Raw genomic sequence first — 14993 nt, 5'->3', positions numbered from 1 at the left:
ATTTTATGGAAAATGCATAAGCGTTTTCCATTTTTCCGGACATGTTTCTTATTGGTGAACTGGCGATATCTTTATTACCGAGCTATAATGTTTATTAGGTGTTGTCATTTTATCTTCAACAATAAATCATGGAATTAATGGTGACAGTATGAATAATGGCAGGCATGGCGAAAAGTGATTTAACAATTGTCGTAATCTTAACCTGTAACTATATAGGGTATATTTTGATATAAAGCTTATGCTGCGAATGATGGATTTATTACTATTACAGTAATGGCTAAAATAATTTATTTATGAGAAAAAACAGGAAGGAGGTAATAGAGAGTAAGCATCGTTGTATAAACTCATTATTTTGATAGAAAATTAAGTGTTTTTTACTGATTGGTGTTTAACTTTAATATGAGGTTTAATATGTCGACACTTACAGCAGATATCGTTTCAGGAATAACGGTTTTAGAAGAATGTCCAGTTGTCATTACTATGACTTATTCAGGTGATGATATTCATAAAGTAACGGAAGCGACTGACATAGTTCACAATACCCCAGAAAATACCCGTTTTGATAAGACCCCTCGTATTTCAAGAGATGTCGAGAATAATACCTGCACTGCAAAATTTGTTGTTACTGCTACCTCTGGCGCCGGTGATTTCACCATAACATTTTCAACGGATAAGGCTACGGACCCCGATGCTAAATTGGAGAGAGTATTTCATTCTATTGATAAAAATGGTTTTTCGCATGCAGCATTTGAACCTATCATTATTGGTGATTCGTTGATAAAAGACTTATCTCCGGCAGCAGATAATGAGGAGCCTTCTGAATTTAATGGCAGCCTGCTTATTAATATCTATGCGTTGAATAAAACAAGTGAGCCGTTGCCCTATTTTCAAATTCCTCTGGTAACGAATAAGCCAGTGCGTATTTTTGGGTATGATGGAGAAAACATTACGGAAGAAATATTGCCTTTTATTCGAAAATTCGATAGTAATAAATACTATATTAATACGAATGATGAAGGTTTTGTTGCTTTAAGAGTTTTCCCCAGTCAGAAAGAGAATAGTAACTATGTAGTTGATATGTCCGCAGAGTTACCAGATTTTTCAAAGAAATGTTCATCAAATATTCTGTTTATTACAGAGGACATTAATCCAACCCTTGTAATGCCAGATATTGAAGAGTTGGACGGTGATAGATTAACACCATCAGTAGGAAATAGTAGTACAGGTTTTCATGTGAGTATCCCGTTTTATGAAAGTGTTAAACCGAGAGATAGAATTTTCTTAATGATCAGAGAAGATGATGATGAAACGCCAAGTGCGTCTGCTGTTATTACTGATCTGAATCAATTGAATAATCCGTTTATTTCAGTTCCATATGCCAGTGTTCCAAATATTGGCGATAATGAGTTATATTATTATATCGCTGATACAACGGGAAATATAACTATGTCATCTGCTCTCTATTTTAATTTAACGAGATCAGTACCGAGTCAACCACCAAATATTAGGCGTACATTAGCAGCACCTAGAATTTTCACTCATAAAGATCAGAGCGAACTTGGACAGCGAGGTAGGATCAATCTTGTAAAAATTTTAGGGGGAGGGCTAGATGCGCGTATTGCTGTGGGTAAAAAAAATGGAATAGATGTGAATAGTGTTATCAATGTACGTATTTACGTTAATGGTGTTATCAATGATATTCCATCTTCAAAAATTTATTCTCTTGAACCTCATACGGTAACTGCCGACGAAGTAGCGGCTGGAGAGGCGATTATTCTGCTTGGTCAGGCACCTTTTACGGGTGTAGATTCGTATGATGATGGACCAGGATTAGTTTATGTCACTTACAGTGTAAGAATAAAGGATTCCAAGATTTGGTTTGGACTCATTGATACGGTTCCACCTGGACCATAAATTTAACTGATTGAATTTTTATTTATTGGAAAATGCCTAAGCGTTTTCCATTTTCCCGAATATGTTTCTTAGTTTGTAAACTGGCTATTTCTTTATTAGCGAGCTATAATATTTTATTAATTATTGTCATTTTATTTCTAACTAATGAGTCATGGAATTAATGGTGGCATTATGAATAGTGACAAACATGGCGAAAAGTGATTTAACAATTACCGTCATCTTAACCCCAGAGATATTATGACTATATAGGGTATAGTTGGATATAAATCTTATGCTTCGAGTAGGAATTTATTTTCATTACATTAACCGCTAAAGTAAATAAATAATTTATTCATGTGAGAAGTAGGAAGTCAGCATTATTGTGGAAGCGTATTATTTTGATAAGAAAATTAGACGTTTGTTATTTATTGGTGTTTAACTTTAATATGAGGTTTATATGTCGATACTTACAGCAGATATCGTTTCAGGAATAATAATTTTAGAAGAATGCCCAGTTGTCATTACTGTGACTTATTCAGGTGATGATACCCATAAAGTAACGGAAACGACTGACATAGTGTGCAGTTACCCACAAGATCGTAATTTTGGTGAGATTCCTCGTATTTCAAGAGATGTTGAGAAAAATATCTGTACTGCAAAATTTGTTGTTACCGCTGATTCTAGCGCTAGTGATTTCACCATAACATTCTCAATGGATAAGGTTACGGACCCTGATGCTAAATTGGAGATTGTGTTTCATCCTATTGATGAAAATGGTTTTTCATACGAAGGATTTACCCCTATAATTATTGGCGATTCGTGGGTAAAAGATTTCTCTCCGGCAGCAGATAATGAGAGACCTTCATCATTTAATGGCAGTCTGCTCATTAATATGTATGCGTTGAATAAAACGAATGATCCGCTTCCTTATTTTCAAATTCCTCTGGTAACTGATAGAGCAGTACGTATTTTTGGGTATGATGGAGAAGGCATTACGGAAGAAGTATTACCTTTTATTAGTGAAAAAGATAATTGTCAATATTATATTAATACGGATAGTCATGGTTTTGTTGCTTTAAAAGTTTTCCCTAAGAAATCTGAGGGAAGTTACTTGGTGAATATGTTGACAAAACTGCCATATATTTTAAAAAACGCTTCATCAAGCATTTTGATGATCACAGAGAATATTCACCCAACGCTTCCGGCACCAAATATTGCAGAACTGATTGGTGATAAATTAACACCACCGCCAGGAAATAGGAGAACGGGTTTTAATGTGATTATCCCATTCTATGAAGATGCTGAACCAATGGATCAAATTTTCCTAATAATTAGAGAAGATGATAAGGAAACAAAAAGCCAGTCTGCGGTAATTACTGAATTGTGCCAGTTGGATAAGCCGTTTATTTTAGTTCCATATGCCAGTATTCCAAGTGTTGGCGATAATCAGTTATATTATTATGTAATTGATAAAACGGGGAAAACAACTAAGTCGTCTGTCCGCTATTTTAATTTGACAAAGGCAGTACTGAATGTGCCACTTGAAATTGAGCGTACATTAGCGGTACCCAGAATTTTCACTCATGGAGATCAGGAGGAGCTTGGACAGAAAGGCAGGATCAATCTTGCAACTATTTTAGGAGGGGGATTGGATGCGCATATTACTGTGGGTAAAAATCATGGAATAGCGGTGAATAGTGTTATCAAGGTATGTATTTACGTTAACGGCATTGTAAGTGAGAATCCATCTTCGGAACTTTATTCTCTTGATCCTCATACGGTAACTGCCGACGAAGTGGCGGCTGGGGAGGCTATTATTCCGCTTGGTCAGGCACCTTTTACTAATGTAGATTCGTATAGTGATGGTACGCCAGGTTCGGTTTATATCACTTATAGTGTAGGTATGAAGTACAGTGAAAGCACAAAGGACTCTAAGATTTGGTATGGACTCATTGATACGGTTCTTCCTGGACAGTAAATTTAACTGATTGAGCTTTTCCTTGTTTGTGAATTGGCGGTTTATTTATTGCTTAACTATAATATTTTATTAAGCGTTATAATTTTATTTTCAATTAATAAATCATGGAGTTAATGGTGACAATATGAATAACGGCATATCAAGTGTGATTATCACAGAAAACGCGGCGAAAAGTGATTTAACCGATTACCCTAATCTTAATCCCAAAAATATTGTGACTATATATGGTCTACCTGGGTATAAATTCTATGCTACGACATCTATCGGTGCTTTTATTGTAGACGATAACGTTGATGTAGATCAGATCACATTGACGTTAGATGAGACTGGAAAAGGGCATTTTTATGTTCGTTCTCCGTTTAAACATAAAAATATTGAAAATAGCGAAGAATTTTCGGCTTTTTTGATGATTTACCCACAAGAGGATGTCAATAAGGTCGTATCTTTTCCGCTTATTTTTGGTAATTATCGTCAGTCTGATGAAGCTATAGTATTTACCGCCTACAATTATACTACAGGCGCTCCGGCAGATGGGAAGACGCCTTGTTCGATATATCTTTTTATTGATCGTGAAAATAATGATGATATTAATCAAATCCGTATAAAAGTTAATAATAATGCACTTATCGATGGTTATAATAAAGACTGGGCAGATATTCCATTAAAGGAGGATGGCAGTGCGACAGTGAATGTGATTAGCAACACAGTAGGTAAAGTTAATGTTTGGCTAACCGCACCTGATTCAAATTCAGGGGATAAAGTCAATTTTGTTTTATCGTTCAGACCGATTCCAATGGGAGATGAAATATGATTGTCAATAACGACAATAAATTTATTCCTTTATCGTCGCCAGAGTTGCCGCAAGCAGATAACGATGGCCTGATTGACGTTTCTGTTCAACAGAACCAAGATTTAATTATCAAAGTACCCTATCATAAGAAATTAAAAATCTGGGATGTGATAGTAGTAAGTGTTGGAGGAATCCTTTCTCGACCATATTATGTTCAGAATGTTAATACTATTTTTTTTACTATAGCTATGCCGTTCTCTGAAATACCTGATGGTTGCTATAATGTGACTTATACATCAGCTGATGATTTCGAGAATGAAAATTTCTCTGAACCGACTGTGATTAAAGTTATTAATTCTCCATCGATAAAATTATTACCATCAATTTATCCAGATTCAACATCTGGCGTTATTCACTATTCACCTCTTATACAACATCGTGGGTTAAATGTGCATATCAGTTATCAGCAGATGCAGAAAGGCGATAGCGTCATATTCCACTGGCAAGGACATAATTTTAACTATGATCCCATTGTGAGGGCGGCCTGGGATGCACAACCCATAACAGTCAGTGATGAGGATATTAAGCAGGATTATGTTTCTTTAGTGGTGCCGATGGAATACGTGCTTTGTTTGGGTCAAGAGGGAGTGGGAACAGGGTATTATGAGGTTGGTAATACTCTTTCTGCTCCAGGTTCAGTGATCTTGTCATTAATGGATATGTCATCTGTCATCATGTCAATTAGTGAAGGTGCGCCGATATTATCTAATGAATATCCCAGAATAAACCCGAAAAATTTGGTTGCGGTTTATGGGCCGCCAGGAAAGAGATTATTGGCTAGTGTTGAGTCGGGTAATATTGTTGAAGGGAATGGTGCAAAATATCAGTTTGCTCCCAATAGTTTTGGGTTGGCTTATTTCCATTTGCAATCTGAGACAACGGGTAGTTTTCGCTGTACTGTTTCTGCGGAGGGCGGGTCTGTAATATCGGGTGTAGGTCAGGCAATATTTAGTGAGTGGAGAGATGGCGGAGATATTATCAAAGCTTATGCATTTACCTCTGAAGTCCCTGCTGATGGCGTGAGTGTGTGTAGTGGTTATGTTATTGTGGACCGCACTGTCTATTCTGGCAAAAGATTACTTGTTCGTACTGACGGTTCAGCGATAATTTCAGGTTTTGGTGATAACGAGAGAGCGTTGCAGGTTGCAATTAGTAAGGATGGTTGTACAACTTTCCATATAACTAATACCAAAGCAGAAAAAAATAATGTGATAATAAGTTTACCCGATATTGATCAGTCGATTCAATTTGCTATTAATTTTAAACATTTTCCTTCTATTTAACGTAAGGAATATTGTTAATTAGCATAATGTTATCAAGTGGAAATCATTTTGTTTTTTAACTTTAAATCGATGATAACATATATACCTAATAGATTTCGAGTTGCAGCGAGGCGGCAAGTGAATGAATCCCCAGGAGCATAGATAACTATGTGACTGGGGTGAGTGAAAGCAGCCAACAAAGCAGCAGCTTGAAAGATGAAGGGTATATAAATATACATGATAGTGATAAATTAGGAGAATGAAATGGATAACGAACAGGTACTAGAAAATTCTAAGACATTAAATTGGGTATCGAGTGAAAGAACCGAGACTGTGGATAAGTCTATACATATCGGTATCAAAGTAATTCAAGATAATTATTTATTGCATGAAACGAATGTAATTTTTACGTTAGATAATGAATCTATGGCATTTAAAGAGAATAATGATCGTAAAATTATAAAAAGTACCGGAGTAATGGGTAAGATATCAGTTGAAATAATCTCTATTGGTTCAACTCCGTGTCAAGGGAATGTATATGCTTGTTTGGAAGATGATACTCAAATAAAATCCCCTCCTCTCCAGATCGAGTTTACTGCTATTCCTGTGGCAACTCTTAATCTTGACTTAGAAAAGAATGAGGCATGGGCTAATAGTACCGATGAGAATAGAGTAGTTGCAACTGCGTATGATAAGTTTGGTAACGGAATTAAAAACCAAAAAATAACCTTCAATGTAGGTGATTGGGCAACGGTATTTCCGTCTTCGGGTATAACAGATAAAGAGGGTAAAATAACGGTTTCAATACAATCTAATAGTGCTGGGGCGGTGAGACTAGTAGCACAAACGGAAGATATTGCAGAGGTTGCCATTATGCGTTTCACGGATAATCCATATCGGTTAGAGATCACAAAATTTCCGGATGTGTTATCTTCATTTTCGGGCGGTATTATAGCTGGATATTTATATAAGAATGGCATAGGTGAGCCTAATGTAACCATAAAAGTATCTATGGGATCTTATCTGTTCCTGAGTGATAAAGACAAAAATATGACTACCGATAAAAATGGATATTTTAGCTTTGGCATTTATTCTACTTATTCTCAAGGGTATTCTCCTCGTCATATACCTGCTGTGAGTAGATCTTCATCGGTTGGTATAAGTTGTATTATTGGACGGATATATAGTCAAAGGTGGATAGTATTAACTCCAGGGCTATATTAGGTGCTGGATATTTTTAGGGATACTAATTGCATGATTACTCATTGAAAAATTAGAGAAGTTCACTATTTTTAGCCGTTATCATGCAGTTTGAAAATAAGATGATTTTTATTATATCGGTAGGGATCATTGAATAAAAATATATATACCTAATAGATTTCGAGTTGCAGCGCGGCGGCAAGTGAATGAATCCCCAGGAGCATAGATAACGATGTGACTGGGGTGAGTGAAAGCAGCCAACAAAGCAGCAGCTTGAAAGATGAAGGGTATAAATTGGATGGAATTTTACAACTGTCATTGTTATACATCAATATTTAGTTAAAAACCTGAACTTCTCTTTAAGTGGAGTTCAGGCTACCTAACTCATTATTTCTTCATGTCATTTCTCACAATGATTAAGGAATTGTTATTAAATCTCCTTTAGTTGTGATCGCGTCCGCAATGACCTTTTGTGAAATAGGGCTATACTATAAATAGGCTATATAGTTATATAGAGTCAATTAACGTTAGCTTTTGAATTTTTCGGTTCTTAGTGTTCACGAAGAGTGTGTATCCACGAAGAGTGTTGGAGGTAACAAATGAAACGTCAAAGTGCCTTCATAGTCGGCAATGTATTGATGGGTGTCGGTATGTTTACCATAGTGAGTAGCCTGGCTTATACATTATTGCCTCACATCTTCGGTTTTGGCTGGCCTGAGTTTTTATCTGAAGCAGCGCTATTGGGAGTTTTTATTGGCGCGCTTGTTTGGTTGGCTGGTGCCGGTGTGGGAGGCCGGGAAGGCGTGGCAGATCGTTACTGGTGGTTAAGAAACTATGATGAACGTTATCGTCGTGGTGATCATCGGTATCCATAACAAAAATAGGGTTAGTCATAGTTTGTGCTAATGGAGAAGTATTATTATTCCAGATAAGCAGAAAACCCGTTGAAGCTTTTGTACAACGGGTTTTTTCTTAAATAGCGATATATGAGTACAACTTATTTATTAGTGCTCAAACATTGCAGAAATTGATTCTTCATTACTGATACGCCGGATTGCTTCAGCTAACATGCCGGACAGAGTGAGAGTACGAACCTTATTGAGCGCCTTGATCTCAGCGGATAATGGGATAGTGTCACAGACAACCACTTCATCAATCACCGAGTTTTTAATGTTGTCCACCGCATTGCCGGAGAAAATCGGGTGAGTGGCATAGGCAAAGACACGTTTTGCTCCGCGTTCTTTTAATGCTTCAGCCGCTTTGCATAAGGTGCCGCCGGTATCGATCATGTCATCGACCAGCACGCAGTCGCGGCCAGCGACATCACCGATAATATGCATCACCTGAGAAACGTTAGCGCGTGGGCGGCGTTTATCGATGATTGCCATATCGGTATCATTCAGCAGCTTAGCAATAGCACGTGCGCGGACAACCCCGCCAATATCCGGGGAAACAACGATAGGGTTTTCTAACTCTTTCTGTAGCATATCTTCCAGCAAAATTGGGCTGCCAAATACGTTATCAACTGGAACATCAAAGAAACCTTGGATCTGCTCAGCATGCAGATCAACAGTCAGTACGCGGTCTACACCGACACTGGACAGGAAGTCTGCAACCACTTTGGCGGTAATTGGCACACGGGCGGAACGGACTCGACGGTCCTGACGGGCATAACCGAAATAAGGGATTACTGCGGTAATACGTCCTGCGGAAGCACGACGCAGTGCATCAACCATAACGACTAATTCCATCAGGTTGTCGTTAGTCGGTGCACAAGTGGACTGGATGATGAAAATATCACCACCACGCACATTTTCGTTAACTTGCACGCTGACTTCACCATCGCTGAAACGGCCGACAGCAGCATCTCCAAGATTAGTGTATAGGCGGTTGGCAACACGTTGTGCTAGTTCCGGGATAGCGTTACCAGCAAAAAGCTTCATATCGGGCACGAGAAAAACCTCAGGCTTGCGTCCAGAGAGATATTGTTGACCAATGATAAATAACATATTTATTCATTGGTTCAATAACACGGGTATCCCAGAGCGAAAACTGTGCAAAGGTGAATTGTTAACGCCACGCGTAACAAAACCCTGCAACCACTCAGGGGCTTGATTTAACACCTTACGGGCCGATGCTTCTGATTCAAACTCACCGAATACACATGCACCGGTTCCGGTCAGGCGTGACGGCGCGTATTCTAGCAGCCATGAAAGAAGCTGTTCAACCTTACGGAAACGTTTTCTTACAAGAGATTCACAATCATTCACGTACGGAGCCTTTAATAATGCGGCCAGAGGGCGAATTGGCGTATTACGTTTTAATTCTGGATCTGTGAAGACGCGCAGAGTTGAGATTTCAATACCAGGATGCGCAACCAGATACCACTTTTCTTCCGGCTCTGCTATGTGCAGGATTTCACCAATACCTTCTGCGAATGCGGCATGCCCTTTGACAAAGATAGGCACATCAGCACCAAGATTCACGCCGAGGGCCGCCAGTGTTTCGTCTGTGAAACCGGTTTGCCAGTGATAATTCAGAGCAATGAGTACGGTAGCGGCATTGGATGAGCCTCCGCCTAACCCGCCGCCCATTGGCAGACGTTTGTTGATATGAATATCAGCACCTTTATGAGCAATACCCGTATGGTGTTTGTCGCTGTAGGATTGCAAGAGGCGTGCTGCGCGAACAATCAGGTTGTTATCGTGTTCCACACCCTCTACCGGTGTCAGTAAACGGATTTCATTATCCTGACGAGGGGTAATCGTAATTTCATCACCATAATTAAGAAATTGAAATAGCGTTTGTAACTGGTGGTAACCATCAGCGCGACGACCGGTGATATAGAGAAATAGGTTAAGTTTTGCCGGTGAGGGCCAAGTTAATGTCATTATTTTGTGGTCCAGTTATCCATTTTCAGTTTGATGCGGCGATCACCCTGAATCAGTTCCAGACGGTTGGGAAGAGCGGGGGTTGTCGAGGTCTCGTAGGATTGATAATTAACCTGCCACGTCGCGCCATTTTGTTGATAATTGACGGTTTTCAATAGATAGCTAGCATCCAGTTTAAAGTTTTTGGCATCACCGGGAAGACCCGTGATCCAATGCCGCAGATTATCCAGTGGAATATCCATATTGGTGAACTGATAAATTATCTCTTCGGGGTTATCACTAAAATATTTTTTACCTTGGCTATCGGTTAATTGCGTTATGTTTGGTTGAACGATCAGCTCTAATTCAGTGCTGCCTAGTGGGTTAGTCAGTAATAAACGGTAGCGTTCAGGATGATATTGTTGCCAGAAAAAGCGGGCATAAACTTTTTTCTCATTAGATAGATAGGCAAAAGATCCACGTGTTTGATATTGATTTAATTGCTGTAGCTGTTGGGTACGTGCTCGCCATTGGGGAGAATCCGCCGAACCTGTTCCGCCAGGTTGCGTTAATGTACAGGCGGTCAATAGTACACAAGAGAGTGGCAATAGACGGAATAGTGATAATTTTTGTATTGGCTTCATCGGTAATCCCTGTTTAATAACGTGAAAATTTTTACTTCACTTAATAATGAAGAATGAAGTATTAATCCAGTTAAATTTCAAAAAAATGTTCTGAATAATGATATCGGACACTGCTGATTGTCTTTTATTGATCTGAGGTATCAAGTAGAATGCACAGCTTATAAGAGTCCTTATTAAGGGTGATGATTTCATCAAAACAAGATGTTTTTTACGATGAACGGTCTCTCTGCTGATAACTCAATGAAGTTGATATGACTTTGTTAGCACTTGGTATTAACCATAAAACGGCTCCTGTATCCTTGCGTGAACGGGTGACTTTTTCTCCGAGCACGATTGGTGAAGCGCTTGATAACCTCCTCCAGCATCCCCTGGTGAAAGGGGGGGTTGTGTTGTCAACGTGTAATCGTACGGAGCTTTATCTCAGCGTGGAACAGCAAGATAATCTGTATGAGCAGTTAATTGGCTGGTTGTGTGAATACCATCAACTCAATCCCAGAGAGCTAAAATCCAGTATTTACTGGCATTGTGATAATGAAGCTGTTAGCCACTTGATGAGAGTGGCGAGTGGGTTGGATTCGTTGGTACTTGGAGAACCTCAGATTCTTGGGCAAGTGAAGAAAGCATTTGCCGAGTCGCAGCACAGCCACTCTTTATCGAGTGAACTGGAGCGATTGTTTCAGAAATCATTTTCTGTTGCCAAGCGTATCAGAACGGAAACGGAGATTGGTTCGAATGCGGTTTCTGTTGCATTTGCCGCTTGTACCCTGGCGCGGCAGATTTTTGAATCACTTTCTGAACTGAATATTTTGCTGGTAGGTGCCGGAGAAACCATTGAGCTAGCTGCTCGTCATTTGAAAGAGCATCGTGTGCACCATATGATGATTGCTAACAGGACGAAAGAGAAGGCACAGGTATTGGCTGATGAAGTTCAGGCGGAAGTGATCACCTTGCCTGAAATTGACATACGTTTAGCTGAAGCGGATATTGTTATCAGTTCGACGGCCAGCCCTTTGCCTATTATTGGTAAAGGAATGGTTGAACGTGCATTAAAGTCACGCCGTAACCAACCAATGTTGCTCATTGACATTGCGGTTCCTCGTGATATAGAGCCTGATGTGGAAAAACTCAATAATGTCTATCTCTACAGTGTTGATGATTTGCAGGCAATTATTCAGCAGAATCTTGCGCAGCGCAAAGCAGCGGCGGTTCAGGCTGAATGTATTGTTCAGCAGGAAAGCCGTTATTTCATGGACTGGTTGCGTTCGCAGGGCGCGGTAAATTCAATCCGTGAGTATCGTAATCAGGCGGAACAGGTGCGGGCTGAGATGGCAGCTAGGGCACTGACTGCTATCAATCAGGGAGCTGACGTAGAACAGGCAATCAATCAATTGACTTATCAATTGATGAACCGCCTGATACATGCTCCTACCAAATCACTCCAGCAAGCAGCCAGCAATGGTGACCTGGAGCGTCTTAATTTATTACGTGACAGCCTGGGGCTGGAACATAATTAACCATATCTCGGAAATAGGGTCTGAAACCAAGAATGAAGCCTTCTATTGTTGCTAAATTGGAAGCATTGCAAGAACGTCACGAGGAAGTTTTGGCTCATCTCGGTGATGCCGATGTGATTGCTGATCAAGAACGTTTTCGTGCTTTGTCGCGGGAATATGCTCAACTGACTGATGTGACGAGCTGTTTTAAGGTCTGGCGTGCTGTTCAGGATGATCTTAAAGCCGCCGAAATCATGCTTGATGACCCTGAAATGCGGGAGATGGCACAGGAAGAGATCAGGGACGCCAAGGTCCGCAATGAAGAATTAGAGCAGCAGCTACAATTGTTGCTGTTGCCGAAAGATCCTGATGATGAGCGTAACTGTTTTCTTGAAGTCCGCGCGGGAACCGGTGGTGATGAAGCGGCTATTTTCGCCGGGGATCTGTTTCGTATGTACAGCCGTTATGCTGAATCCCGTCGTTGGAAAGTTGAAGTCATCAGTGCTAACGATGGTGAGCATGGTGGCTATAAGGAAATTATTGCTAAAGTTTCCGGTGAGCAGGTTTATGGTCATTTAAAATTTGAATCGGGTGGTCATCGAGTTCAACGTGTACCGGAAACCGAATCGCAAGGGCGTATTCACACATCTGCTTGTACTGTGGCGGTTTTGCCGGAGGTCCCGGAAGCCGAGTTGCCCGACATCAGCCCAAATGATTTGCGTATTGATACGTTTCGTTCGTCTGGTGCGGGTGGTCAGCACGTCAATACCACGGATTCCGCCATCCGTATCACGCATATTCCAACCGGTATTGTGGTTGAGTGTCAGGATGAGCGCTCTCAGCATAAAAACAAAGCCAAAGCGATGTCCGTATTGGCAGCGCGTATTCACGCCGCTGAAGTTCGTAAGCGTCGAGAAGCCGAGGCTTCCGAGCGTCGTAACTTATTAGGCTCCGGTGACCGTTCAGATCGCAACCGCACTTACAATTTTCCACAAGGGCGAGTGACGGATCACCGTATTAACTTGACGTTATACCGCCTTGATGAAGTGATGGAAGGCAAATTGGATATGCTTGTTCAGCCGATCGTTAATGAGTATCAGGCTGATCTATTATCAGCTTTGTCAGAGCAGGATTGATGGATTATCAATCTTGGCTTAAACAAGCCACAATACAGTTATTGGCAAGTGACAGTCCTAAACGAGATGCGGAAATTTTGTTGGGGTTTGTCACTCACCATTCCCGAACTTACATACTGGCATTCGGTGAAACTCAGCTAGCTTCGGAGCAGTTCAGCCAGCTTGAGGCTTTACTCGCTCGCCGGGTGAAAGGTGAACCTATTGCTTACATCACGGGTGAGCGTGAATTTTGGTCGTTGCCATTAAATGTTTCTCCCGCTACGTTAATCCCGCGTCCTGACACAGAATGTCTGGTAGAAAAAGCGCTTGAACGGCTATCGCTGACACCTTGCCGCATTCTGGATTTGGGAACGGGAACCGGCGCAATTGCATTGGCAATCGCGAGTGAGCGCCCTGATTGCCAGGTTACCGGGGTTGATATCAATCCTGATGCGGTCATGCTGGCACTGGGCAATGCGGAAAAACTCAAAATACAAAATGTGGATTTTTTGTTAAGCAATTGGTTCTCTTCGTTGAATAATCAACAGTTTGGTATGATTATCAGTAATCCGCCTTACATAGATGAAAATGATCCACATCTATCTCAGGGCGATGTTCGATTTGAGCCGGATAGTGCATTAATTGCGGCAAAACAGGGAATTGCTGATCTGAATACCATTATTGATCTATCCCGCCATTTTTTGTTACCTGGTGGATGGTTGTTATTGGAACATGGTTGGAAACAGGGAAATGTTGTAAGAAGCCTGTTTTCTGAAAGTGGTTATCGGCAGGTGGCTACTTTTCAGGATTATGGCGGTAATGAGCGAATAACACTGGGTCAGTGGAAAAGTGATGAAAGCCATAGCTGATTATGAATTTAATAATGCATCGTTAAGTAGCGGTATCCTGTTAATTTCCAGAACCTTGCGTTCTGATTTTCCTCGGCATTCAGTGGAAATGCAGCTTCAAGCATTGATTGATGAAGCCAGACGCGAAATATCTCCGCAGCTAAATATAGAAGAACGGTTGGAAAAATTACTGAGGCTTTTTTATCAAAGCTGGAAATTCGGCGGTGCCAGTGGTGTTTATTGTCTGTCAGATACATTATGGCTAGATAAAGTACTGCAAACCCGTCAAGGTTCCTCTGCTGTTTTGGGGGTAATTCTTATCCATATTGCTCAGGCTTTAGAACTGTCATTTATGCCGGTTGTTTTTCCAACACAGTTGATTTTGCGTGTTGATTATCCAGATAACACGGCGAAGTTTATTAATCCACTGAATGGCGAAGCGTTAAGTGAATATGTGCTTGATGTGTGGCTTAAAGGTAATATTAGCCAGACAGCTAAATTAGCAGCCGATGATTTGCAAGCAGCTGATAACGCCAGCATTGTACGTAAGGTACTGGATACAATAAAAGTCGCGTTAATGGAAGAAGGGCAAATGGAGCTGGCACTGAAAACGAGTGAAGCCGTGCTGATGTTTGATCCCGATAACCCCTATGAAATACGTGATAGAGGGCTGATTTATGCGGAACTTGATTGTAATCATGTTGCGGTTTCTGATTTAAATTATTTTGTGGAGCACTGCCCGGAGGACCCGGTGGCAGAAATGATCAGAATGCAGATATACGCTATTAAACAGCAATGCTTTGTTTTGCATTGAAATACTGTTTTACATTGAAATACTGT

At 40.5% G+C, this 14993-nt stretch carries 13 protein-coding genes; 10 read left to right on the top strand and 3 right to left on the bottom strand.

The window, feature by feature from the left end; genetic code table 11:
• Nucleotides 1-411 precede the first annotated feature (411 nt).
• The 6 genes from D3222_RS17440 to ychH all read left to right on the top strand — a co-directional run bounded on the left by D3222_RS17440 (nt 412) and on the right by ychH (nt 8058).
• Entirely contained in the window at nt 412-1914 is a 1503-nt protein-coding gene (locus tag D3222_RS17440; RefSeq protein ID WP_118987285.1) for a hypothetical protein, read from the top strand.
• A gap of 436 nt (nt 1915-2350) precedes the next feature.
• Entirely contained in the window at nt 2351-3871 is a 1521-nt protein-coding gene (locus D3222_RS17435) for a hypothetical protein (RefSeq protein ID WP_118987284.1), read from the top strand.
• Between the two features lie 124 nt (nt 3872-3995).
• A complete protein-coding gene (locus tag D3222_RS17430; RefSeq protein ID WP_118987283.1) occupies nt 3996-4682 on the top strand; it encodes a hypothetical protein in 687 nt (228 codons plus the stop codon).
• Nucleotides 4679-6004 (top strand): hypothetical protein, encoded by a 1326-nt coding sequence (locus D3222_RS17425; protein ID WP_118987282.1) that lies wholly within the window; start codon nt 4679-4681, stop codon nt 6002-6004. The genes D3222_RS17430 and D3222_RS17425 overlap by 4 nt, the downstream gene beginning before the upstream one ends.
• Before the next feature lie 243 nt (nt 6005-6247).
• Nucleotides 6248-7207 carry an Ig-like domain-containing protein gene (locus D3222_RS17415; RefSeq protein ID WP_118987280.1) on the top strand — a complete coding sequence of 320 codons (960 nt, stop codon included), beginning with the start codon at nt 6248-6250 and terminating at the stop codon, nt 7205-7207.
• A gap of 575 nt (nt 7208-7782) precedes the next feature.
• The gene (gene ychH / locus D3222_RS17410) at nt 7783-8058 is read left to right on the top strand and encodes a stress-induced protein YchH (RefSeq protein ID WP_036778679.1); all 276 of its coding nucleotides are present in this window, start codon (nt 7783-7785) and stop codon (nt 8056-8058) included.
• 129 nt (nt 8059-8187) lie between these two features.
• Here the strand turns inward: ychH and prs are convergent, their stop codons facing one another.
• From prs to lolB, 3 genes are all read right to left on the bottom strand, one after another.
• Nucleotides 8188-9135: a ribose-phosphate diphosphokinase gene (gene prs / locus D3222_RS17405; RefSeq protein ID WP_011146321.1), complete on the bottom strand. Its 948-nt coding sequence runs from the start codon at nt 9133-9135 to the stop codon at nt 8188-8190.
• 63 nt (nt 9136-9198) lie between these two features.
• Nucleotides 9199-10074 carry a 4-(cytidine 5'-diphospho)-2-C-methyl-D-erythritol kinase gene (gene ispE / locus D3222_RS17400; RefSeq protein ID WP_118987278.1) on the bottom strand — a complete coding sequence of 292 codons (876 nt, stop codon included), beginning with the start codon at nt 10072-10074 and terminating at the stop codon, nt 9199-9201.
• On the bottom strand, nt 10074-10697 hold the full coding sequence (lolB, locus tag D3222_RS17395; RefSeq protein WP_118987277.1) for a lipoprotein insertase outer membrane protein LolB: 624 nt from the start codon (nt 10695-10697) through the stop codon (nt 10074-10076). Before lolB ends, ispE begins: the two co-directional genes overlap by 1 nt.
• A 251-nt stretch (nt 10698-10948) precedes the next feature.
• Here lolB and hemA point away from each other — a divergent pair, with 251 nt between their 5' ends.
• The 4 genes from hemA to sirB1 are packed head-to-tail and all read left to right on the top strand — an operon-like array spanning nt 10949 to nt 14967.
• On the top strand, nt 10949-12211 hold the full coding sequence (gene hemA, locus D3222_RS17390) for a glutamyl-tRNA reductase (protein WP_118987276.1): 1263 nt from the start codon (nt 10949-10951) through the stop codon (nt 12209-12211).
• A gap of 32 nt (nt 12212-12243) precedes the next feature.
• Entirely contained in the window at nt 12244-13326 is a 1083-nt protein-coding gene (gene prfA / locus D3222_RS17385) for a peptide chain release factor 1 (protein ID WP_118987275.1), read from the top strand.
• Nucleotides 13326-14174, top strand: a complete 849-nt coding sequence (prmC, locus tag D3222_RS17380) for a peptide chain release factor N(5)-glutamine methyltransferase (protein ID WP_118987274.1) — start codon at nt 13326-13328, stop codon at nt 14172-14174. The genes prfA and prmC overlap by 1 nt, the downstream gene beginning before the upstream one ends.
• Nucleotides 14158-14967 carry an invasion regulator SirB1 gene (gene sirB1 / locus D3222_RS17375; RefSeq protein WP_118987273.1) on the top strand — a complete coding sequence of 270 codons (810 nt, stop codon included), beginning with the start codon at nt 14158-14160 and terminating at the stop codon, nt 14965-14967. The genes prmC and sirB1 overlap by 17 nt, the downstream gene beginning before the upstream one ends.
• The last annotated feature ends 26 nt before the right edge of the window (nt 14968-14993 follow it).

It is taken from the genome of Photorhabdus sp. CRCIA-P01, from assembly GCF_003545805.1.
Lineage (GTDB): Bacteria > Pseudomonadota > Gammaproteobacteria > Enterobacterales > Enterobacteriaceae > Photorhabdus > Photorhabdus antumapuensis.
This window is presented reverse-complemented; position numbering and strand designations above follow the sequence as displayed.

Coding starts and splice junctions, on each gene's coding strand:
- ispE (WP_118987278.1), bottom strand. CDS start 10,074: ATGACATTAACTTGGCCCTCACCGGCAAAACTTAACCTATTTCTCTAT.
- prmC (WP_118987274.1), top strand. CDS start 13,326: ATGGATTATCAATCTTGGCTTAAACAAGCCACAATACAGTTATTGGCA.
- ychH (WP_036778679.1), top strand. CDS start 7,783: ATGAAACGTCAAAGTGCCTTCATAGTCGGCAATGTATTGATGGGTGTC.
- hemA (WP_118987276.1), top strand. CDS start 10,949: ATGACTTTGTTAGCACTTGGTATTAACCATAAAACGGCTCCTGTATCC.
- D3222_RS17440 (WP_118987285.1), top strand. CDS start 412: ATGTCGACACTTACAGCAGATATCGTTTCAGGAATAACGGTTTTAGAA.
- D3222_RS17430 (WP_118987283.1), top strand. CDS start 3,996: ATGAATAACGGCATATCAAGTGTGATTATCACAGAAAACGCGGCGAAA.
- D3222_RS17415 (WP_118987280.1), top strand. CDS start 6,248: ATGGATAACGAACAGGTACTAGAAAATTCTAAGACATTAAATTGGGTA.
- D3222_RS17435 (WP_118987284.1), top strand. CDS start 2,351: ATGTCGATACTTACAGCAGATATCGTTTCAGGAATAATAATTTTAGAA.
- D3222_RS17425 (WP_118987282.1), top strand. CDS start 4,679: ATGATTGTCAATAACGACAATAAATTTATTCCTTTATCGTCGCCAGAG.
- sirB1 (WP_118987273.1), top strand. CDS start 14,158: ATGAAAGCCATAGCTGATTATGAATTTAATAATGCATCGTTAAGTAGC.
- prfA (WP_118987275.1), top strand. CDS start 12,244: ATGAAGCCTTCTATTGTTGCTAAATTGGAAGCATTGCAAGAACGTCAC.
- lolB (WP_118987277.1), bottom strand. CDS start 10,697: ATGAAGCCAATACAAAAATTATCACTATTCCGTCTATTGCCACTCTCT.